General features: G+C 40.0%; 25 protein-coding genes and 2 tRNA genes. 19 read left to right on the top strand and 8 right to left on the bottom strand.

Features of this window, described 5'->3' with window-relative positions; translation table 11 throughout:
• Positions 1–242 precede the first annotated feature (242 nt).
• The 4 genes from HMPREF1154_RS12825 to HMPREF1154_RS12810 all read right to left on the bottom strand — a co-directional run bounded on the left by HMPREF1154_RS12825 (position 243) and on the right by HMPREF1154_RS12810 (position 3,901).
• Positions 243–1,043, bottom strand: coding sequence for an IS256 family transposase, variant Zn-binding type (locus tag HMPREF1154_RS12825; protein ID WP_009641149.1), 801 nt, complete (start codon positions 1,041–1,043; stop codon positions 243–245).
• Between the two features lie 187 nt (positions 1,044–1,230).
• Positions 1,231–1,449: a hypothetical protein gene (locus tag HMPREF1154_RS12820; RefSeq protein ID WP_009643040.1), complete on the bottom strand. Its 219-nt coding sequence runs from the start codon at positions 1,447–1,449 to the stop codon at positions 1,231–1,233.
• A 40-nt stretch (positions 1,450–1,489) separates the two neighbouring features.
• Positions 1,490–2,149 carry a hypothetical protein gene (locus HMPREF1154_RS12815; protein WP_232212008.1) on the bottom strand — a complete coding sequence of 220 codons (660 nt, stop codon included), beginning with the start codon at positions 2,147–2,149 and terminating at the stop codon, positions 1,490–1,492.
• Positions 2,150–2,209: 60 nt separating this feature from the next.
• Positions 2,210–3,901: a DUF262 domain-containing protein gene (locus HMPREF1154_RS12810; protein ID WP_009643032.1), complete on the bottom strand. Its 1,692-nt coding sequence runs from the start codon at positions 3,899–3,901 to the stop codon at positions 2,210–2,212.
• Positions 3,902–4,378: 477 nt separating this feature from the next.
• On the opposite strand from HMPREF1154_RS12810, the gene HMPREF1154_RS12805 reads away from it, so the two are divergent.
• The 19 genes from HMPREF1154_RS12805 (at position 4,379) to HMPREF1154_RS12715 (ending at position 20,325) form a co-directional block, all read left to right on the top strand.
• On the top strand, positions 4,379–5,257 hold the full coding sequence (locus HMPREF1154_RS12805; RefSeq protein ID WP_034567549.1) for a DMT family transporter: 879 nt from the start codon (positions 4,379–4,381) through the stop codon (positions 5,255–5,257).
• A 129-nt stretch (positions 5,258–5,386) separates the two neighbouring features.
• A complete protein-coding gene (locus HMPREF1154_RS12800) occupies positions 5,387–5,680 on the top strand; it encodes a hypothetical protein (protein WP_009643027.1) in 294 nt (97 codons plus the stop codon).
• Between the two features lie 23 nt (positions 5,681–5,703).
• Positions 5,704–6,162: an SMI1/KNR4 family protein gene (locus tag HMPREF1154_RS12795; protein ID WP_009643044.1), complete on the top strand. Its 459-nt coding sequence runs from the start codon at positions 5,704–5,706 to the stop codon at positions 6,160–6,162.
• Between the two features lie 4 nt (positions 6,163–6,166).
• Entirely contained in the window at positions 6,167–7,498 is a 1,332-nt protein-coding gene (locus HMPREF1154_RS12790) for an NAD(P)H-binding protein (RefSeq protein WP_009643041.1), read from the top strand.
• A 251-nt stretch (positions 7,499–7,749) separates the two neighbouring features.
• Entirely contained in the window at positions 7,750–8,214 is a 465-nt protein-coding gene (locus HMPREF1154_RS12785) for a hypothetical protein (protein ID WP_009643048.1), read from the top strand.
• Between the two features lie 180 nt (positions 8,215–8,394).
• Positions 8,395–8,961: a Crp/Fnr family transcriptional regulator gene (locus HMPREF1154_RS12780; protein WP_009643026.1), complete on the top strand. Its 567-nt coding sequence runs from the start codon at positions 8,395–8,397 to the stop codon at positions 8,959–8,961.
• Between the two features lie 86 nt (positions 8,962–9,047).
• Positions 9,048–9,428 carry a hypothetical protein gene (locus tag HMPREF1154_RS12775; protein WP_009643042.1) on the top strand — a complete coding sequence of 127 codons (381 nt, stop codon included), beginning with the start codon at positions 9,048–9,050 and terminating at the stop codon, positions 9,426–9,428.
• A 25-nt stretch (positions 9,429–9,453) separates the two neighbouring features.
• Positions 9,454–10,218 (top strand): protein-ADP-ribose hydrolase, encoded by a 765-nt coding sequence (locus HMPREF1154_RS12770; protein WP_009643034.1) that lies wholly within the window; start codon positions 9,454–9,456, stop codon positions 10,216–10,218.
• A gap of 21 nt (positions 10,219–10,239) precedes the next feature.
• Positions 10,240–11,058, top strand: a complete 819-nt coding sequence (locus HMPREF1154_RS13615) for a Sir2 family NAD-dependent protein deacetylase (protein ID WP_009643036.1) — start codon at positions 10,240–10,242, stop codon at positions 11,056–11,058.
• Between the two features lie 195 nt (positions 11,059–11,253).
• Positions 11,254–12,030: a nuclear transport factor 2 family protein gene (locus HMPREF1154_RS12760; RefSeq protein ID WP_009643033.1), complete on the top strand. Its 777-nt coding sequence runs from the start codon at positions 11,254–11,256 to the stop codon at positions 12,028–12,030.
• A 219-nt stretch (positions 12,031–12,249) separates the two neighbouring features.
• Complete coding sequence (locus HMPREF1154_RS12755) at positions 12,250–12,837, top strand: Uma2 family endonuclease (protein ID WP_009643028.1); 588 nt, start codon at positions 12,250–12,252, stop codon at positions 12,835–12,837.
• A gap of 88 nt (positions 12,838–12,925) precedes the next feature.
• Complete coding sequence (locus tag HMPREF1154_RS12750) at positions 12,926–13,306, top strand: DoxX family protein (RefSeq protein ID WP_009643037.1); 381 nt, start codon at positions 12,926–12,928, stop codon at positions 13,304–13,306.
• Positions 13,307–13,424: 118 nt separating this feature from the next.
• Entirely contained in the window at positions 13,425–14,687 is a 1,263-nt protein-coding gene (locus HMPREF1154_RS12745) for a putative DNA modification/repair radical SAM protein (protein WP_009643024.1), read from the top strand.
• 12 nt (positions 14,688–14,699) lie between these two features.
• Positions 14,700–15,437: a TIGR03915 family putative DNA repair protein gene (locus tag HMPREF1154_RS12740; RefSeq protein WP_009643030.1), complete on the top strand. Its 738-nt coding sequence runs from the start codon at positions 14,700–14,702 to the stop codon at positions 15,435–15,437.
• Positions 15,438–15,583: 146 nt separating this feature from the next.
• Complete coding sequence (gene murC, locus HMPREF1154_RS12735; RefSeq protein WP_009643043.1) at positions 15,584–16,936, top strand: UDP-N-acetylmuramate--L-alanine ligase; 1,353 nt, start codon at positions 15,584–15,586, stop codon at positions 16,934–16,936.
• Positions 16,937–16,982: 46 nt separating this feature from the next.
• A tRNA-Tyr gene (locus tag HMPREF1154_RS12730) sits at positions 16,983–17,064 on the top strand.
• A 74-nt stretch (positions 17,065–17,138) separates the two neighbouring features.
• Positions 17,139–18,122: a 3-oxoacyl-ACP synthase III family protein gene (locus HMPREF1154_RS12725; RefSeq protein WP_009643029.1), complete on the top strand. Its 984-nt coding sequence runs from the start codon at positions 17,139–17,141 to the stop codon at positions 18,120–18,122.
• A 17-nt stretch (positions 18,123–18,139) separates the two neighbouring features.
• Positions 18,140–19,333 carry a tRNA 2-thiouridine(34) synthase MnmA gene (mnmA, locus tag HMPREF1154_RS12720; RefSeq protein WP_009643045.1) on the top strand — a complete coding sequence of 398 codons (1,194 nt, stop codon included), beginning with the start codon at positions 18,140–18,142 and terminating at the stop codon, positions 19,331–19,333.
• Positions 19,334–19,419: 86 nt separating this feature from the next.
• The gene (locus HMPREF1154_RS12715) at positions 19,420–20,325 is read left to right on the top strand and encodes a hypothetical protein (RefSeq protein ID WP_009643046.1); all 906 of its coding nucleotides are present in this window, start codon (positions 19,420–19,422) and stop codon (positions 20,323–20,325) included.
• A 190-nt stretch (positions 20,326–20,515) separates the two neighbouring features.
• Here HMPREF1154_RS12715 and HMPREF1154_RS12710 read toward each other — a convergent pair whose 3' ends face one another.
• The 4 genes from HMPREF1154_RS12710 to HMPREF1154_RS12695 form a co-directional block, all read right to left on the bottom strand.
• A complete protein-coding gene (locus HMPREF1154_RS12710; RefSeq protein ID WP_009643031.1) occupies positions 20,516–20,896 on the bottom strand; it encodes a hypothetical protein in 381 nt (126 codons plus the stop codon).
• A gap of 36 nt (positions 20,897–20,932) precedes the next feature.
• Positions 20,933–21,003: transfer RNA gene (locus HMPREF1154_RS12705), tRNA-Cys, on the bottom strand.
• Positions 21,004–21,051: 48 nt separating this feature from the next.
• Positions 21,052–21,405 carry a dihydroneopterin aldolase gene (gene folB, locus HMPREF1154_RS12700; protein WP_009643047.1) on the bottom strand — a complete coding sequence of 118 codons (354 nt, stop codon included), beginning with the start codon at positions 21,403–21,405 and terminating at the stop codon, positions 21,052–21,054.
• Between the two features lie 6 nt (positions 21,406–21,411).
• The coding region (locus HMPREF1154_RS12695) for a PorP/SprF family type IX secretion system membrane protein (RefSeq protein WP_009643039.1) at positions 21,412–22,299 on the bottom strand (888 nt) is incomplete at its 5' end.

The following is a 22,299-nucleotide window of genomic DNA, read 5'->3' as shown; positions in this document are numbered from 1 at the left end:
GGTATAATGGACAAAAATGTTGCTTTTTTTGGGTATATAGCTTCTAATGGACAAAAGTGTTGCTCTTTTTTAGACAGGTATTTGGATAATACAAAAAACTACCTTACCTTTGCCCTATCTGTATAAACGGAAATAGGCTCTGCTGGGGAGCAACCTATCAGGGATAATACAGATGCTATACAAAATGTTAATATGAGGGAGCTTGTAATAAGGCTCCCTATTTTTTTAATATTTTGGCAGCCCTATGCCTTTAAAAACCCATCAATAAATTTCTTTTTCCTTTCCAAAGACAAACCATTATGATTCCTTAGTTTATTCTTTAAGTCCGCAAAATGACCATCTATTGCATTCGTTGTATTGGGAATATTTAGTTCTATTTTATTATACCAAGTAAAGAGCCATGATAAGTTGTTTTTCAAACTTCTATAGGCGCTTCTTAGCTTTTTATGTGTATAATGTGTTCTGCCTGTCAATGGATTAATACTTCTCTCTTTGAGAAAATCTCCCCATTTTTCATGCCATAATCCCAAAATTCCTTCAAATGATTCTTTGTCTGTATTAGTCAATAAATTCACTACTTTTATTAGTTCTTGCGCAGCAGGGAGTTTAGGATTCTTGGTTAAATATCTGACAATAATTGCCTTTTGATGGAATTGACACATTTGAACAGGAATATCATTAAAAGACTGTAATAGTCCTTTTCTTCCATCGCAAACAATTGCTATAACTTCAAAACCTTTGCTTATAAGTTCTTGAATTCCTTTTATATACAAAGCATTCGTTTCATTTTTCACATAGTACTTTAGAAGGTTCTCTTTAGTTATTGCATCTTTAAAAAGCATAACGCCAAACTCTCTTCCCCAATAAGTTGTATCCATCAGAACGATCACCTTTCGGGCTGTTTTAAGCTGTTTCTTGACAGAATAATTATCTAACTTTCTTTGGATTGTTCTTATAGAACACCTATATTTTTCAGCTAATTGAGCATAAGTCTGTTTACCTTTGACATACTCTTCCCAAAGTAAATCTTCATCTATATTCAATTGCCTCTTGGCTAAAAAAGTCTTTCCACAGGCATAACACTTGTATCGTTGAACACCCTCTTTAGTGCCATTTTTCTTAGTTATTTTGCTGCCACAGTAAAAGCAAATTTTTTATTCATCTTTTCAAATAGCTGCAAAGGTAGATAAAATAAGGGATTGAAGAACTTTCGAGCAACATTTTTGTCCATTAAGCCTTTTTTTCATATAGTTCTATTATTTTTTTCACTTGCTCTTTTGTTGTTTTAATGTTATACTTAGTAAGTTCATTATATACACTGTCAACAGCAACATTTATATCATCTGTTTCGTTTTCTAATGTGTATAAATAATAAAAATCTATTATAAACTCATCAGTTGTTGTTTCAAGTTCTTTATCTATTATCATTGTTTTTTCTTTTTTATTCATTTCAAATTCTTTATTTTATCAGGGGGTAGCCTCTAATCATTTATTCAAGCACATACCATCTTTCAGGATAGGTATCATAAGGTTCTGCCTCAAGGAGGTATTTGTCTGAAGGAAAAGTTCTTACAATTTGTCCCATTCTATTTTTTATGATAATAGTATTACCGCTTACCTCTGCGATTCCTATATACTCCCAAGTATCGTGCTCTTCCCTATAGGTTATGGTCTTATCTGTCTTTATTAGTAAGTACTTAAACCCGTTCTCTATAATATATTCACTCATAGACTCATCATAATCATACACTTTAGTTTCTGTGATTTTCAGCGGAATAATCTTTATCTTCTGTCTACAAGGTGCATTCTCATCATATATCAGCTGCTTATCTATATCCTTCCCCAACAAATGATACTCCCAAGAAGCCCTAAGTTCTCCTTTGAAATCATTGGGAGACACTCTCATTTGATTCAATACTTTTAAAAGTCCCGCAAGAACATATGCTCTATATGCTGGATCTACTTTTCTACATGAATCTAGATACCATCCTTCTCCTTGTGAGAAACTGGTAAATGCTTCCTTAAAGGAATCACAAGTACCACTATTCGATGGATAATATTTTTCCTTTCCTTGAAAGATTTTCCTAGTTATATAAGAGTAATGATTATTTGTTTGGAGAACAAAATCAGAATCACGTCCTCCTTCCATATTTTTGAATTTTCTAAAAAATTCCACTCTTCTTTCACGATTATCCATTGTCTTATCTTTTTAGTTATTTTCTATGTTAGGTATTAATTGCCATCGTTCTAAACAAAAATCAAGAATTTTATAATGGCGTTTTTGTATTTGCTCCTTACCCCATTTTTCTTGGCTACAAAAATCCTTAATTTCAGCTTGCTGGTTCAGTAAAGGATTTTTATTATAGGAAGCCAGCTTATCCTTAAAGGGCTTATTCCCTATAGAAGCATTATGAGAGCCTGATATAAGCATTAGATTTCCCAAACGATTAAGATAGTTTTTTTCAAATTCTTCATCATAAGGAGTCTCATATCCTGTAGCAAACTCTTCTCCTTCTTCAGGTGTCTGTGGTGAGATATGTTCTATTTGTTCATTTTCTAAGCTCACATTATCTATCCTATATCCTCTGTTTTGTATATGATCCTCATACTCCCATAACAGATAATTAAGGACTTTATTCCCATACATATTACTATCCAAGTAAGTTTTCATCATATCATCACTCCAATAACCTGCTTCATTGAGTTTTTTTCTTATATCCTTACCCAAAGCTGCCAAGTCCCCTTCAAAACCAAGCATAATACTATTTAATCTTTCTTGGATATTGGCTCGACTATTGATAAGTTTTGCCCTAAAGATTACTTTTTCAAGAATTTGAAAAAGCTCAGAAAGTTTTGATCTATTATCTCCCAAGTATTTATAACCACGAATAACAAATGCCCAAGCATAGGCAGGCATCCCTACATTTCTAAGCTTATTTGCTTCCCTATTTTTGAGGTTTTCAAACTTTTCAATGTTATCAAAGGTTGTCTTTAATTCTGATACATAACTCTTTATCCACTCTATTTTAGTAGTGTTAGAAGTTAGCCTTTTGAACTCTTCTTTAACATCTTCCAAGTTTCTATAACTATACCCTTTCTTGTTATAAGCATTGTTGTGGTAGATAAGTACACTATCCTCATCCAAACTTTTTATACGATTAATCGTTCTATAGATTTCCTCAAAAATAGAGGCTAAATAATTGATATTCTGTTCTGTATCATTTCTTTCATCATTATAAACATACATCTGATACATTAGATAGGACTTAAGACGTTCCATATTAGTCAAGTCCTTTCCTCTATTATTTTGGAGTTCAAACATTAGTGCAGCTTCCTTCTTATCATTAATAATAATAGTCGTTAGTGCTGTCCTTTCCAATTTATCAAAAAGTGTGAGTAATTGTTCTGAGTTCAACATTTCCAATTTTTCTTGGAAATATTGTTTTGCATCTAAAATTCTCTGTTGAGAAGGAGAGGCTACCTCATAGGTATCCTTATTATTTACAATAATTTCAGTATAGCAAAGCTCATCATATTCCACTGGTCGCAATTTGGGTTTGCCTCCATATTTGATAGAAACCTTTTCCTTTTCCTCCAAGTCTATTCTTTCTTCTTTTCTGCGACTGAGTACATTGATAAGAGAACGGATAAAGATTGAGAGCGTTGTGATTCGTTGTTGCCCATCAATAATTTCAAATCCTCCATTGCTATCTTTGCTTGCCTCTAAAAGAATATTCCCGTAAAAATAATTGTTTTTCCCTTCCAAATGCTCTAATAAGTCATTGAGAAAGGTTGACCATTGGGGTTCTTCCCAAGCATAAGCCCTTTGATATACAGGGATTGTAAATTGTGTTCTTGAGCCATCAAATAAGCTAAAAACGTCTTTCTTATAAAAATCCATATTAAAATATTTTTAGTTTTTCCCTACTCTATTACAGGTTTTTTGGGATACACCTTTATATGATTATTTTTCTGGGACAAAGATATAGCTATTGCTGGACAAACTGTGACCTTTTCATTTTTTATTTAAAATAAAAAAGCAATTTAAGAGCAAATAAATTAGCTCTTGAATTACTTTTTTACATGAAATATACTATACACAAAAACATAGATTAGGGTTTGCTTGCATCTTATCTCTTTGTCCTGCAGAGATACAAATTTTTCAACGAGGCACACAAATTTTTTAGATGAAAAAAACATGTTTTTTTTTAAGGCCAAAGATATTTAGTTTTAGTTTTTACTTGAACGAATGCAAAAGTAAATATTTTATCTGTAATAGGCAAATTTATTTAAAATAAATTTAAAAACATCTTTTCCCTTTTTATATTACCATTTATTGCTATTAAATGCGTATCTTTGCTTTTTATTCTAAAATAATATGACAACTCAAAGACTTTTTACCCATTTGTTAGCGATTTTTGTAATCACCGTCTGGGGGGTTACTTTCGTTTCTACCAAGCTATTATTAGAAGCAGGTTTCAATCCTGCCAGTATCCTTTTCTACCGCTTTGCCTTGGCCTATATAGGTATTTGGCTGGTAGCGCATCGCCTACCACTCTTTGCCAAAAGCCTCAAGGACGAGTTATGCTTTGTCCTCATGGGTGTATTTGGAGGATCTATGTACTTCTTTACGGAGAACTTGGCTTTGGGATACACCTTGACCAACAATGTCTCCCTCATCGTATGTATGAATCCGCTGCTAATTGCTATCATCGCACATTTCCTCTCTAAGGACGACAAACTAAGTCCGCGACTGCTTTTAGGTTCGCTCTTGGCCTTGGTAGGGGTTACCTTGGTTATTTTCAACGGAAACTTCACCTTTGAGATTACCATAGTGGGCGAACTCTTGGCTTTTGCTGCTGCCTTCAGCTGGGCGTTCTATACACTGCTGATGCGCCGCTTTTCGGACAAATACCCCGCCCTTTTCCTTACTCGCAAGGTGATGCTCTATGGTATGCTCACGGCCTTACCTATTTTCCTATACCGCCCGCTGACTACCGATTTTACCCTCTTTACCCAACCTGTGGTATGGGTCAATTTTGTATTTTTAGGACTAGTAGCCACACTTTTATGCTTTTTCCTATGGAATAAGACAATCAAGTTCTTAGGCGCTGTCCGTGCCTCCACCTATATCTATGGTATGCCGATAACCACCCTCATCGCTTCGGTGCTTATCTTAGGGGAGCCTATCTCCCTTATGGCAATTATAGGCACTTTGATGGTGCTTATAGGAGTGTATTTCGCGACAAGGAAATAAGAGGAATTATCAATTGGCATCTATTCAGATACAAAACTGCTACAGCTTGTAGCAGTTAGGAATAAAGAGTGAAATATTTGGTTATTAGGGGATAAATAATTACTTTTGTGCTATAGAAACCTTTCTGTCATGAAAAAACAAAGAGTAGGTATTATCCATTTCCTTACCAAGGAAGAAGGCGGGCGAGAACAACCTCCAACCACCGTTTTAGAGTATCGCCCTACCACTCATATCGCTCAGCTAGCGCAGCCCAATTGGAGTATCGTCATTACCTTTGATGAGCCTATGAAAGAGGGGCAATACAGTGCTTTGTGTCAAGTAAGGTTTCTCTTTGACCATGCTCCTCAATATATATTAGACGAACTCAAGGAAATGGAGGTTTATGAAGGAGCAAAAATTGTAGGAAAAATAGTGTTTGAATAGCAATATATTAAAGGAAATACTTTATGAATTATCTAAAGCGATTAAAACAGAGTGGAGAATTTGAGTATTCTTTAGGTGCTAATGCTGAAGAAATTAAGCATATAGAAGAGGAATTGGGCATATTGCTTCCTGAAGTATATGTAAATTTTCTTTCAGAATGTGGTTCTTGTAACTATGGTGATGTCTATATCAATGGTATTTACAAAGAAAAAGACAGTATATCTTATCCTGTTGTGGAACTAACTAAACAACTAAGAGAGGACTTACATCTCTCAGAGGATTTTATCGTACTACATTACGAAGTAGACGAGTTCCTAACCCTATATAAAGTTTCTAATAAGATACGCCTAAAAGATGCTAAAGTCTTTGGGGCAGAAGTATTTTGCAATGATAAAGGGGACTTTGAAATCGAAAAACCCACTCCTATGTTTGATTCTTTTGAGGAATATTTTGAAGACTTTTTAGACTTAGCAGAAGATTAACCCTATGAAAACAGAAAAGATATTATTAGCAGGAGCAACCGGCTATTTAGGTCAGTATATACTGGCTGCACTCTTAAGAGAAGAATACCCGACCCGCATTGTGGTACGCAACAAATCGAAGCTCTCCCCTGCCCTACTCACACACCCGCTATTGGAGGTAGTAGAAGCAGAGGTAACGCAGCCTGACACCTTACAAGGGGTATGTAAAGGGGTACATAAGGTGATTTCTTCTGTAGGGATTACCCGCCAAAAAGATGGACTTACCTATGAGCAGGTAGACTTCCAAGCCAACAAAAACCTACTCGATGAAGCCTTGCGCGAAGGCGTACGTAAGTTCATATATGTATCCGTATTCAAGGGAGAAGCCATGCGACATATCGCCATTGGAGCGGCTAAAGAGCACTTTGTAAATACGCTTAAGGCCAGTGGATTAGACTACTGTATCATACGCCCCAGCGGTTTTTATAGTGATATGGCTTTCTTTTTGAAAATGGCGAAGGAGGACACAATATGCCTATTTAGCAAAGGACAATATGCTATGAATCCCATCCATGGGGAGGACTTAGCCGAAGTCTGTGTTGCCCAATTGGAGCGTTATGAACGGGAAGTCAATGTAGGAGGAGCTGAGGTTTTTACACAAACGGAGATGGCTCGTTTGGCTTTTGAGATACTCCATAAGCCTGCCAATATAATTTATTTTCCTGACTGGGTAAGGCGTTTGTTCCTAAAAATGGGCAAATACCTCCTCCCTAAAAGTATCTATGGTGCTATAGAATTTTTCCTTACCATTATGGCAATGGATGCTGTAGCTCCTATGCAAGTAGGTAAGCATCGGTTAAAGGCGTTTTTTGAATCCTTAATTTCATCAGCTGATAGATATTATCTAAAACGATTAAAACAGAGTGGAGAATTTGAGTATTCTATAGGGGCTAATGCTGAAGAAATTAAGCATATAGAAGAGGAATTGGGCATATTGCTTCCTGAAGTATATGTAAATTTTCTTTCAGAATGTGGTTCTTGCAACTATGGCGATGTGTATATCAATGGTATTTACAAAGAAAAAGACAGCATATCTTATCCTATTGTGGAACTAACTAAACAACTAAGAGAGGACTTACATCTCTCAGAGGATTTTATCGTACTACATTACGAAGTAGACGAGTTCCTAACCTTATATAAAGTTTCTAATAGGGTACGCCTGAAAGATGCGGAGGTCTTCGAAGCAGAGGTTTATTGCAATGATAAGGGGGAATTTGAAATTGACAAACCTACGCCTATATTTGATTCTTTTGAGGAATATTTTGAAGATTTCTTAGACTTAGCAGAAGAAGATTAACCCTATGAAAACATAAAAGATATTATTAGCAGGAGCAACTGGCTATTAGGCAAGCATCGGTTAAAGGCGTTTTTTGAATCTATAAATCGATCAGCTGATAGATAAATAGGCAATAAGTACATTCCTAACCTATCTGTTAATTAGACAATTAAAAAATAATTTATTTTATATATCTTTATTCTAAATAAAGGCACGATTTTTGATGGGACAATTTGCTCATCGCCAAATGGATTCATTAACAAATCGCAATTATGATAAAAAAAATTCTCTTTATTTCCCTTTTAGTTATTTCTGTAGGGGTGAATGTAGTTCTTATCAGAAAGATGTTTGTAGGCAACACTCAAGTCCTACCCAATGATACCCGTGTGAGTATCATTGTAAGTCAGTCCAACAGGGACTTTGTCATGCACGAGATGCGCACCTTTGTAGAGGCGCTTCAACAGATCAATGTAGGCATAGCCCAAAACGATCCTGCTCTTATTGCCAAGGTAGCTCGTGCTTCGGGGGGTTCGGTAGCGGGACATGCCCCTGCTGGCCTGCTAGCCTCCATCCCTGCGGAGTTCAAGACTATAGGCTTCGACACCCATGGCAAGTTTGACCAGATCGCCGAGAGTGCCGAGAAGAACTTTGACCCTAAGCATACCGCTGCACAAGTCACTGAACTCTTAGGCAATTGCGTTGCTTGCCATAAAATGTATAGAATGGACGTGAAATAATGACTTTAGGTCTCTGTCCGCTCCCCCCAAGGAGGGAAATTGATATTTATTCAGTTTCCCTCCTTATTCTTACAAGCCTTTCCTCTTTAAACGAACCAAAAGACTTGATTTTTCTCTCCAAATATTGTATTTTTGCAGCTGAGTTGTCAGCTACTGACTACTAATTATTGACTCCTGAAAATGCTACAAGATCATTTCGCTAAACATATCACTGGTGAAGCCGAGCAGATAGAGGCTCTCTGTAACCTCTTTACCCCACTAAAAATCAAGAAAAAAGACTACCTTTTACGTCAGGGCGAGGTATGTAGGTTTGAAGCCTATATCACCAAGGGACTTCTCCGCACCTACCATATCGACCGCAATGGCAATGAGCAGGTACTCTTCTTTGGCGCTGAAGACTGGTGGGTTACTGATTTTGATAGCTTTATGAATCAAGCCCCCTCTCGGCTCTATATTCAGGCCTTGGAAGATAGTGACCTACTAGTAATCACCCCTGAGGACAAGTGCTATGCTTTTGAGCATATTCCTATCACTGAACGTCTCTTCCGCCTAATGACCTTGCGCACCCACATTGCCCTTCAGCGCCGTATGATCGATGCACTGAGCAAAACCGCCGAAGAACGTTACCTTGATTTCTTCACCCAATACCCTCATATCGCTCGCCGTCTTACTAATATACAAATAGCCGCCTACTTGGGGGTAACACATGAGTTTGTAAGTAAAATACGAAGAAAATTAGTTAATTAGCTCAGTGGCTCATTATTTGAACTACTTCAATGCTTTTCCCTCTCCCATTATCGTACTTTTGCAGCGTAAAACAAACCTGATAAAGTATGACAATCCTATTAGTCTTTATAATATTTGTCCTCTTGTATTTCCTCTTTCAGAAGAGAGAAGAACATTGGCTTATTTTTGGCAAAGATCACACCTTAGAAAAATTTCACAAAGGCGGACGTACTTTCATTTATGAAAAAACCTCCTTTGGCTCTTCACAAGAAACCGTTTATTACCTATTCCAATTGGTCTATGCACTTACCCAACGCAAGGGTTTTTCCCAGTATAAATATGATTTATATGATTTTTCGTATAACATCTTTTGTTACAAAGAAACTACCTTGAAGATCTTCCGTTATGAAACCTATATCTATCTTATCCGCTCCACTGAGCCTATAAGTATAGAGGAGTTTGAGAAAATTAACCCTTATATTAGCTAATAGGCTAATTAACAAAATCAAATCTATGCTAAAAGAACTCGTACAATACCTAAAAACAGAAAATCCATCGCTTGATGTAGAAGGATTATCCCTACAAGAGCAATATCGTGCGTTGGTCAATGTGCGTCCCGCCCTACCTATTCCTGCCGATATACTTGCTTTGCAGGATGCTTATCTGCTGGAGCTTAGGCATCATAAGGGAGTAGTAGAGGGCTTGTCCCTGCCTACTTGCGAAAAACACCCCAAGATTTCGCTTTGGCAGGGTGATATTACTCGCCTTAAGGTTGATGCAATTGTCAATGCAGCCAACAAGCAACTCTTAGGCTGTTTTGCTCCCCTACATAACTGTATTGACAATGCCATACACACGGCTGCTGGTATGCAATTGCGTGAAGCTTGCTATGCCCAAATGAAAGCCCAAGGGTACTATGAAGCGACTGGTACTGCCAAAATCACTAAGGGTTACAATCTGCCTGCTAAGTATGTCCTCCATACAGTAGGGCCTATTATAAGCGAAGCAGTCACTCCCTTACATTGTGAGCAATTGGCTACTTGTTATGAAAGTTGCCTAACATTAGCTGAACAGCACTCGCTAGAATCAGTAGCCTTCTGTTGTATTTCTACTGGAGTGTTTCGTTTTCCTAATGAAAAAGCTGCCGAAATAGCATTGCATACCGTCACGAATTACTTAGACCAACACCCTCGTAGCAGTATAAAGCGGGTGATATTCAACGTTTTCAAACAAGAAGACTTTGAAATATACAAACAATTGTTAACTATTAATCGTTAATTACAAAATTGCTTTTCACTTATGAAGAATATAATTATTGGTGCAGGTGCAGGCCTATCGGCAGCGGGCGGACTTGATTACTCCTCTGCTGAATTTACCGCCCAGTGCTTCCCACATTTTGCTAAGCGCGGTTACAAGAACATCATGCAGATACTTGGCTCCTACTGGCATGTTAGCGATGCCAATGCCCTCGAATACTATGCTGTATGGGCTCGCCATATCCATAATATCCGCTATATCCCCAAAGCTACAGATCCTTATCTATGGCTCAAAGAACAGGTAAAGGACAAGGACTACTTCGTCATTACTACCAATGTAGATCACCAGTTTCATAAAGCTGGTTTTGACTCACAACGCATCTTTGCCATGCAGGGTGATTATGGCCTTTTCCAATGTGCCACTCCTTGTTCTGATGACTTATACGACAATAAGGAATGGACAGAAACTACCTTAGCAGCTATGCCAGATCCTTTTCATATCCGTCCAGAAGATATTCCCCATTGTCCTCATTGTGGTAATTACTTAGTACCCAACCTCCGTATGGACAGCTCTTTTGTAGAAAGACCTCACCTGAATAATGCCGCTGCATACAAGGCTTTCTTACAAAAATGCTATAGCGAACCTGTATTGCTTTTGGAGTATGGAGTAGGTTTTAACACTCCTACTCTAATCCGCTACCCTTTTGAACAGTTAGCACGCCAATTTCCTGATACTGTCACCCTTATCCGTATCAATACCCATAACCCCGAAGTTCCTAACCTACCTAATTGTTTTTCTATAGGCAGTGATCAGCTATCAGTAGTCAATAGTCAGTGGTCTAAACTAACCGCTAATTACTAACCACTAAATTATTTGAACTACTTCAATGTTTTTACCCTATCCCTTACCGTACCTTTGCACTCGTAATCAAGAACTTTTTATTTCATAAAAAAAATATCCCTATTAAGCACAGCCTTCATTCTATGTGTGGGAATTGTAGGCTGTAAGAGTACAAACCACACTACTGACAATCAATCCAACAAAACTCAAAAAGTTATGACACAGAAAACCCAAAAACAACAAGTAACTGAGCTTCTTAAAGCTATTGAAACAGGAGCTGCTGAGCCTGTAGGCTACATCAATGCAGAAAATTACAAACAACACAACCTAGCTATTGCCGATGGTTTAGCCGGCTTTGGTGCTGCCCTACAAGCCCTCCCTGCTGGCTCTGCTCGTGTGAATACTATACGTGTATTTCAAGACGGAAACTATGTATTTGCCCATACCGATTACAACTTCTTCGGTGATAAAATAGGGTTTGACATCTTCCGTTTTGAAAATGGAAAAATCGTAGAACACTGGGACAACCTCCAAGAGAAACCAAGCTCCCCTAACCCTAGTGGTCGCACGATGACTGACGGTACTACTGAGATAAAAGACCTTGATAAGACCGAGGCTAACAAAACGCTCGTACGCAACTTCGTAGAAGATATCTTAGTCAATGGGAAAATGGAAAAGCTTGCTGGCTATTTCAATGGAGACAACTACCTCCAACACAACCCACAAATCCCTGATAATCTCTCTGGCTTAGGGAGTGCTCTAGAGGCTATGGCCAAACAAGGCATTACCATGACTTATAGTACTATTCACAAAGTACTCGGCGAAGGAAACTTTGTACTTACTGTAAGCGAAGGCCAGATAGGCGGAGTGCATTCGTCCTTTTATGATCTCTTCCGTGTAGAAAATGGAAAGATTACAGAGCATTGGGACACCATAGAACCCATAGCTAGTAAAGAAACATGGAAAAACCAAAATGGGAAGTTCAATTTTTAGTCGTCAGTAATTAAAAAATCAGAGGTTAGTTTTTAGGAACTAACCTCTGATTTTTTAGCAAGATAGGAAAAGTATTTTGCTAAAAATCACCTCTTTAGTCTAACGTATTTTTTCTCCCCTATTGACTTTCCTTTTCAAATGTTGTATATTTGCACTTTAGTTGTCAGAGGTCAGTAATCAGAAACTGACTTCTGACCACTGACTACTAACAACTAACCCATGAGCACTGTAATTACAAATATTGACCAGTTAGACCTTGTCAATGGTATATATACTTATGCCGATTATCTGATGTGGAAGATCAAAGACCGAGTAGAGATTCTCAAAGGAAAAATCTTTAAGATGAGTCCTGCACCCGCTATTTCTCATCAGAGTATATCTTTTAACCTATCTGGTTTACTGTTTATGTACTTTTATAACAAACCTTGCAAGGTCTTTGCCTCCCCCTTTGATGTTGTTCTTAAAAATAAGGATGGTAAGGAAGATACTGTTGTACAACCAGACCTCTCTGTAGTATGTGATCCTGAAAAATTAGCTGACGGAAAACGCTGCCAAGGCGCTCCTGACCTTATCATAGAAATTCTCTCTCCTGGTAACTCTAAAAAAGAACTCAAAAACAAATACGAACTCTATCAGGAAGCAGGGGTAAGAGAGTATTGGCTGGTACACCCACAAGATGAATATGTGATTATCAATGTATTGGAAAACAACCAATACCGTGCACTTCCCCCTTTTGTAGATAAAGAAGTTACTTCGGTGATCTTCCCTGACCTCAGCTTACAGACAGAAGATATTTTTAGACTGTAATGCTTTCTGCTCTCTAAAATTATCTCAAGTTAATTTCCCTTTGGATAAAAACCCGTATCTTTGCATCAGAATTTAATTTAGTATTTTTATGAATAGTAAAACAAGAAAAATCGCGGGTTATGTCCTTTCTGGATTGGTAACCTTTGTCTTCGTCGCTACAGGCGCTATGAAGTTCACCGGGGGTGAGCAGAATGTACAAATGGCAGAATTGGTAGGCGGTGCTTCTACACTCCACATCTTAGGCGGGTTACAGATATTCTTTGCCTTACTTTTCTGGATTCCTCGTACTGCTGTGGTAGGCTTTTTGCTTATGGCTTGTTATATGGCCGGAGCTATGGCTACTCATTTGGTCATCAAAGAATCCTTTGTCTTACAGACAGGCATTGAAACCCTTATCTGGGTGACTGGGTTTGTTCGTTTCCCTGAACTTACCCAAAGACTTTGCCCTTGTAATAACTGTAAACAGTAATCAGTAATCAGAAGTCAGTGGTCAGTCATCAGAAACTGACCACTAACAACTGACTGCTGACTTCTGACCACTGACTGCTGACTTCTGACCACTGACCACTAACAACTGACCACTATCCATGGATTTTGAACGTATCAAAGAAAAACTCGCCATTTTAGCCGATGCGGCTAAGTATGATGTCTCCTGCTCCAGTAGTGGGAGTACACGTCGTGGCAAAAAAGGCGAATTGGGCAATGCTGCCCCCTTGGGAATCTGCCATTCCTTTACGGAAGATGGGCGGTGTATCTCCCTACTCAAAATCCTGCTGACCAACCACTGTATATATGACTGTGTGTATTGTGTCTCTCGCCGCTCAAACGATATTGCTCGTGCAGCTTTCTCTGTACAGGAAGTAGTGGATCTGACTATCAACTTCTACCGAAGAAACTATATAGAAGGCCTTTTCCTAAGCTCTGGTGTATTCAAGGATGCCGATACCACTATGGAACGCTTAGTAAGAGTAGCCAAAAAACTGAGAGAGGAGGAACACTTCAACGGGTATATACACCTGAAGACCATTCCTGGGGCGAGTGAACAACTGATCCATGAGGCTGGACTCTATGCCGATCGTCTCTCTGTCAACCTTGAAATACCTACCAAGGAGGGACTCAAGCTACTGGCTCCTGAGAAAGACCACAAGCAGATGGTTGCTCCTATGCAACAGGTAAAGAATGAGCTGGCTATCACCTCTTTGGAGCAAAAGAAATTCAAACACACCCCCAAGTTTGCCCCTGCAGGACAGACCACTCAGATGATTATTGGGGCTACAGCCGAGACTGACCAAAAGATTATCCATGTGGCCAGCTATATGTATGAGAAATTTCAACTCAAGCGGGTGTATTACTCCGGTTATGTACCTGTTCTTCAGGACAGTCGCCTCCCCTCTATCTATAGCCAAGTACCTATTGTACGGGAGAATCGCCTCTACCAAGCCGATTGGTTGATGCGCTATTATGGTTTTGACCCCAATGAGATTCTTGACCCTACGCAACCTTTTTTGGATTTGGAGATAGACCCTAAGCTCGCTTGGGCGTTGCGTAATCAGCACCTCTTCCCTATCGATGTGAATACCGCACCGCGAGAATTACTCCTACGTATCCCTGGGGTAGGAGTGAGATCCGTACAGAAGATCTTATCCGCACGAACTTTCCAAAAACTCACCTACTATTCCCTCAAACAAATGGGAGTGAGTCTCAGTCGTGCCAAGTACTTTATCACTTGTAGTGGTGCAGAACCCTTGGCAGGGAGTATGGATAGCCTAAGGCTGCGTCGCCTTATCATTGCGAACAGCCGAAGCAAACAGAAAAACACCTATGACCCCGTTATACCCTTCCCTAATTAACCTATTCACAAATTGATACATTTACTCTACGATAGTTCCTTTGAAGGATTCCTTACGGCTGTTTTTATAACCTTTGAAAGGCGTTACTCACAGGTGATTATCACACCTGAGTCTCGTCATACCCCTACCCTATGGGACGAAGAGGAGATCGTTTATACCGATACTACCAAAGCCCAGCGCGTGCTAAGCAAGATCAAAACTATATGGGGTACAGAGGGAGTGGCCATTGTACTTCGGGCTTTTCTCTCCGAAGAAAACGCAATAGAAAACCATCTCTTGGAGGCTATTCGCCTGATGCTCCAATACCCCGAAGCAAATGTCTTAGAAAACTATGGGCATGTGGCTATTGCGCATATTCGAAAGGCCGCCAAGAGTGTAGGCCGTGAGGTGCATAGAGTAAAGGAATTTGTTCGCTTTGAGCAGTTGGGCAGGCTCTATTTTGCCAAAATAATACCGCAGTACGATGTATTGCCTTTGGTGATTCCCCACTTTAAAGCGCGTTTTTCAGACCAAGAGTGGGTACTCTTTGACCCTCAGCGCGCTTATGGATTTTACTACGACCTCAAGGAAGTAATCTCCTTTACCCCAGCTGAGAAGAATTTTGGCAAAACTGCTCAACTCTCCGACGGCTATGAGCAGCTCTGGAAAACCTACTTTCAGCATATCAATATCACTGAGCGCAAAAACACCCATTACCAACTCAGAAGCATGCCCAAGCGGTATTGGCAGTATCTGCCTGAGACAAAATAACCCAAAATTTGTCCCTCAAGTCCGCCGAGCATTTAAAAATTATCCTTACCTTTGCGTTTATTAATTAGACAATTTGCCAATCAACAATTTAGCCAATTAATCAACAAATTAGCCTACTGGCAAATTAGCTCATTAACTCATTAACAATGGAACATATTTATTTTATAGGCATAGGAGGAATCGGTATGTCCGCCTTGGCTTTATACTATCGCTTCAAAGGAAAAGAGGTGCGTGGCTATGACCGTACCCCTTCCGATATTACTGAGATGCTCTCCCAAAAGGACATTGCTATTACTTTCTCGGAGGATTTGGATTTTATCCCCAAAAATTATACCCCAGAAAACACCCTGGTAGTCTATACCCCTGCTATCCCAAAAGAGCACAAACAACTCGTCTATTTCCAAACACATGGCTATAAGGTTTGCAAGCGTTCTGAGGTATTAGGGCTTATCACAGAGGATAGTTTTTGCTTGGCCGTAGCAGGTACCCATGGCAAGACAACTACCAGCAGTATCTTAGCCCATATCTTGGTAGAATGTAAGGCGCCGGTGAGTGCTTTCTTAGGAGGTATTTGTGAGAACTTCCAAAGCAATTTCATCTGTAAGGGAACTGAACTTACAGTGGTAGAAGCCGATGAGTTTGACCGCTCTTTCTTGCGCCTAAGCCCGTCCATTGCTTGTATCACGGCTGTAGATGCCGACCACTTAGACATCTATGGGACAGCGGAAGAGTTCCAAAAAGGATTTGAGGACTTTACCCATCGCCTCAAGCCTGGGGGCAAACTCATCGTACGCAAGGGACTACCCTTTGCAGGGCTTACCTATGGCATTGCCGATGGTAGTGATTATGAGATTTCTCAAGTGAAAGTACAAAACGGAGGCTACCACTTTACTTTAAGCTATACCGATCCTAAGACAGGCCAACGTGAAGAGGTCAAGGACTGTACCCTCTTCCGTCCTGGAGAACATCACCTACTCAATGCCTTGGCTGCCGTGGCGGTAGCACATCTGGCAGGCTATCCCTTAGCTGATTTAACACGTGCCTTAGCGAGTTTCAAGGGGGTCAAGAGGCGCTTTAGCTATATCATCAATACCCCTGAGCAAGTCTTTATAGATGACTATGCCCACCACCCTACCGAGCTGAATGCACTCTATAATGGGGTGAGAACTATGTACCCCAATGAAAAGATAACTATTCTCTTCCAGCCACACCTTTTTACTCGTACCCGTGACTTTGCTGATGGTTTTGCTAAGAGTCTTTCTCAGTTTGACCGTGTCGTCCTCTTAGATATTTATCCCGCCAGAGAACTCCCCATAGAGGGGGTAACCTCACAATGGCTTTTGGATAAAATAGAGAACCCCAACAAAGTACTTTTATCCAAATCCGAGATTATCAACTATTTACAAGCCCACCCCGCTCGTGTTTTAGTCCTAGCTGGTGCAGGTGATATAGGGGTAGAGGTAGAGAAGATCAAAAAGTTTTTGGAAAAAGACGTATAAAAATTTGCACAGCAAAAAAAAAGTACGTACTTTTGCGGCCGAAAACGGGAAGATACTCAAGCGGCCAACGAGGGCAGACTGTAAATCTGCTGGTTTTACCTTCGCAGGTTCGAATCCTGCTCTTCCCACAGTGTCATTCCTTAGTGAATGACTTTTTTTTTGCCCCTAAAAAGCACTTTTCCAATAAACCCCATATTTGTGAATGATGAAAAGTTATATCAAGGCTATTTCTACCTATTTCCCTAAGAATATTCTCACCAATGATGCCATTTCAGCGCAATTCCCTGAATGGAATAGCGAAAAAATTCTTCAGAAAATAGGTATTGAACAGCGTTACATTGCCCAGACAGACGAGTGCGCCTCCGATATGGCTACCCAAGCCGTACTAAACCTTATAAAGGAACATCATTTGGACAAAAATACCATTGATTTTCTCCTACTTTGCACCCAAACTCCCGATCATATTCTCCCTACTACAGCCTGCATTGTACAAGAGAAGGTAGGCCTTCCCACCACTTGTGCCGCTTTGGACATCAACCAAGGTTGTTCGGGCTATATCTATGGGCTTTCCCTAGCCAGTAGCCTTATTGCCTCTGGTAATTTTAAGAATGTGATTTTAGTAACGGCAGACACCTATACCAAGTATGTGCACCCCAAGGACAAAGGTAATCTGAGTATCTTTGGCGATGCTGCTACCGCTACCCTTGTCTCCACCGAAGGGACATATTGTATAGGCAAACCTACCCTAGGCACCGATGGTGCTGGAGCTGAAAACCTAATCATTCGCAATGGAGGTACCCGCTCTCCCCGCAACGAAAACCCCAATGACTTGGATAATTTCGTGGATATGAAAGGAGGGAAAATCTTCAATTTTATCGTGAAACGTACCCCTGAAGTAGTCTATGACAATTTGAAAATCAACGGATTTGATATAAATGATATAGACCTCTTTGTCTTTCATCAGGCCAATACCCATATCCTGAATAAGGTACGTGAGGACATGGAAATCCCTCAGGAGAAATTTGTTATAGAAATGCGGTATTATGGTAATACCATTTCTTCCACCATTCCCATTGCTCTTTCCGAGCACCTACGCAAATATCCTGAAAAACCAAGCAAAAGAATACAGTTTGTTGGTTTTGGAGTAGGCTACTCATGGGGTGCTATTTGTATAGAAAAACAGTAAAAAAGAAAGGAAATCATATGAAACGTGTAGTAGTAGGACTTAGTGGAGGGGTAGATAGCAGTGTGGCCGCCTACCTACTCCAAAAGCAAGGATATGAGGTCATTGGCCTCTTTATGAAGAATTGGCATGATGATTCGGTTACCATCTCCGATGAGTGTCCGTGGCTAGAGGACAGCAATGACGCCCTTATGGTCGCTGAAAAATTGGGTATTCCCTTCCAAACGGTGGATATGAGCGTACCCTACAAACAGCGTATTGTGGATTATATGTTCCGAGAATACGAACGTGGTCGCACCCCCAATCCCGATGTGCTTTGCAACCGTGAAATCAAGTTTGCCACCTTCCTCGAATACGCGCTGAACTTAGGAGCAGACTATGTAGCTACAGGGCACTATTGCCGCAAGGATATTATAGAAGTCAACGGACAAAACATCTATCGCCTATTGGCAGGAAAAGATCAAAACAAAGACCAATCCTATTTCCTCTGTCAACTCTCCCAAGCACAGCTCGGCCGTGCCCTCTTCCCTATAGGCGACCTACAAAAGAGTGAGGTACGCGCCATTGCCAAAGAATTAGGCCTTGTTACTGCCGAAAAGAAGGATTCCCAAGGCCTTTGCTTTGTTGGTAAGGTACGCCTGCCTGAGTTCCTGCAGCAACAACTTGCCCCTAAAAAAGGAGATATTATCCAAATCCCTAGCACTTGGCAAGGTTATCAGGACAAAGAAAGTTCTAAGCTCTTTGAGTGTTATGAAGACGAACTGAAATACTACGCGGAAAAATACCACTATTCCCCCACAGACGGCAAAGTGATTGGCCAGCACGATGGCGCTCATTTTTTCACCATAGGACAGCGTAAGGGACTACATGTAGGCGGCACTGTAGAGCCTCTCTTTGTCATAGATACAGATACCGAAAAAAATATTATCTATGTAGGGGAAGGACATGCCCACCCAGGACTTTTTAGGCGCACTCTATTTGTTAAAAAAGAAGATATTCATTGGATTCGCACCGATTTGGCGCTATCTTTGCACCAAAGCATGGAAGCTATGGTACGTATTCGCTATCGTCAGCCCTTGCAAAAAGCTACTTTATATCTGAATGACAGCGGGTTATATATTGATTTTACAACTCCACAAAGCGCTATTACCTCTGGACAATTTGCCGCTTGGTACATAGAAGACGAGCTAATTGGCTCAGGTGAGATATATTAATTATGTGTTAAACCATTAAATATGCTTCATACCTAGACAAAATTTCCTACTTTTGTCCTAACAAAATAACTAAAAACCTAATTTTTATGTCAGTAGAATTACAAAATAATGGAACCCCTGAAAGAAAAAAAGGAGGTGGTCTTATCATTGCTTTGTTGTCTATAGGACTTGTAGGAGCAGGTGGCTATGCTTTCTACCAATCCAACGAAGCAAGAAAAAACGAAGAAGCCATTTTAGAGAAACGCGACCAGGTTATCAAAGAGTTAGAAAGCTTGCAAAAAGACTATGACGAAGCGGTAACCGTTTCCAAGCAAAACGCCGATGAACTGGCTGATGCTAAAGCCCGTATTGCTCAGTATATTGACTCACTTAAGACTATGAAAGCCGATATCAATGTACTATTCAAGTATCGCGATCAAGTAGAAGTGCTCAAAAAAGAACGCCAACGCCTACTGGCTATCAACGATTCTTTGCGCAAGTATAATGTAAAGGTAACTCAGGAGCGTGATAGCACTGCTTTGGCACTGAATGTACGTACCACTCAGTTGGATTCTGTATCACAAAAAGCAAGCGAACTGAGCAAGGTGATAGATGAAGGTTCTATACTCAGCCTTAAGAGTCTTACAGCTCAAGGAATGAAAGAAAAATCAGGTGGTAGATATGTGGATAAAGAACGTTCAGGAGCTGTAGATAAGATTAAGGTATGCTACACTGTAGGCGTTAATAGAATTGCTCCTGTAGGTAATCGTACTTTTTATGTACAAGTACTTAGCCCTAATGGTATCACCTTAGGAGACAATGATACTGCTACTGTAGGAGAAAAAACAGTAAATTACAGTGCTGTTAAGAAATTCCTCTACGAGCGCAACCCTGTAGATGTATGCGAATATATCTCCTCTATCACTAAGAAATACGAACCAGGTACCTACCAAGTATTTGTATTCGACGATCAGTTACGCGAGATTGGAAAAACAGAACTTAACTTACGGTAACAACAGATTATACTCATAAACAAGAAAAAAACGGCTTTATAGGCCGTTTTTTTGTTTGCATTTTGCGTTTAATAATTAAAAATAATAAAAATAAAGATAGAGATAATTTTAGTTTTTTGTCCTTAAAAAAGGCTATCCTTATAGGACAGCCCTTTGAAAAGTTATCTATATTTGGTAATTTTTCTTTTTATTAGAAAATAGATTGTAGGTCTTTTTTGTAACGAGCCAAAAGAGAACGAGTAATACCTAAGTTCGCTTTAGAAGAATCTACTACCAAATATACAAAATAATTTCCATTAGGAGCCACATCAATCACGTGGATTTGGTGGGTGAGGGTGATAAGAATATCCTCTATCTTTTCCTTACCTTCCAAACCTAAGATACGCAGCGCATTCATTTTAGCCTTTACCACTTCCAAGTTGTAAGCAGATGCTAAGTTGGGGTCAAAAGTAGGATCCGCAGACACAGCCACATAAGACACCCCTGATTTTACTTCAGTTACAGATACAGCAATAAAGCCAGGTACGTTGGCCTTAATGTCTTGTACAAATTTGTCTAATACATTAGTCATAAGAAATGCGGTTTTAAATTATTTAAAATTTAGATGAGGCATCAAGCGGATTCGAACCGCTGTATAAGGTTTTGCAGACCTCTGCCTAGCCCCTCGGCCATGATGCCTTTTTACAGAGTGCAAATGTAGAACTTTTTTTTTGAGTGTGCAAATAATTAGTCAATTATTTTTACACTTACTTGTGCTACATCTCCTCCTATAGGTGGATTTATCTTGGCTACTTCTATCTCTACAGAAGTAACTTCTTGAAAATCAGTTTTTATAGCTTGCAAGATACGCCCCGCCACATGTTCTAAAAGTTCAGAACGTATAGCCATTTGATCCTTGACAATTTGGTTGAGCCTCACATAATCTATGGTATCGGCAAGGCGATCGCTCTTAATAGAGACACCCAAATCCGCCCAAACAGTCAGATCTACACGATACCAGCTACCAATCTGTGCTTCCTGCTCAAGACAACCATGGTAGGCATATACCCTAATATCGTGGAGAGAAATACTACTTTTCATGCTTTATTATCTTTCAGTACAGTTACAACCACCGATACCTTGGAACATATCGATACCGAGGGTAATCATGTGGGTACCTGAGTTATAGGAGCGTATAGCGTTGAGGTTTAGTCCGTAGCCGTAAGCGAAGTAGAACACGCCTTTTTTAAGTCCCAACATAGGGCCTATGCTCAGGGGCTTGAACACCTGGTCGTTAATAAGGCGCACTGTGGCTCCTGCCCAGTAATAGTCCTCGTAGTCGAACCAGCGGTACTTCACATTCACATCGGTAATGGAACGGCCATCTCCTTCCAAGTATTGGATAAAGGCCGAAGGCTCTAGCTCCCAGTTGCTACTAGGGTCTTTCTTATAACGATAACCCGCATACAAGTTGTAGTTCCTCAGGTTCGTAGGCTCCTTGATATCAAACATCTCTTTGCTCTTGTTCAGGATATTGGTCGCCGAAAGACTCGCAAAAATCCCCTTGTAGCGGTAAAGCACCCCTACCTCAAAGTTATGGTTGACCATAGAACGGTTGTCCGTTACGCCCAAGTCCGCCATAGGACGACCCGCATCGGTGAACTTGTCTATGTCTATACGGAATGCATTGACTATATACGAGATACCAAACGAGATAAAATGACTGTCATAACTATCCAATGTCAAGTGGTGAGAGAAGGTGAACTTTCCCCCCATCTGCTTGGTGTAACCATTGCGGTCGTTATACAAGGACAATCCCAAACCACTGCGGTTACCCAATCGCATATCTCCCGATAAGCTCTGATAGTCAGGAGCCTCCTTGATACCTACCCATTGGCTGGTGGCCGACAGGCGTACCCGTACGTTGTTCCCTATACCCGCATAGGTGGGCATAATCAAAAATTCACTGTCGGCTAAGTACTGATTCCCCGCAGG

The sequence above is a fragment of the Capnocytophaga sp. CM59 genome (assembly GCF_000293175.1).
In the GTDB taxonomy this organism is placed as follows: Bacteria; Bacteroidota; Bacteroidia; order Flavobacteriales; family Flavobacteriaceae; genus Capnocytophaga; species Capnocytophaga granulosa.
The sequence above is the reverse complement of the archived record's forward strand: the minus strand, read 5'-3'. Positions and strand labels throughout refer to the sequence as shown.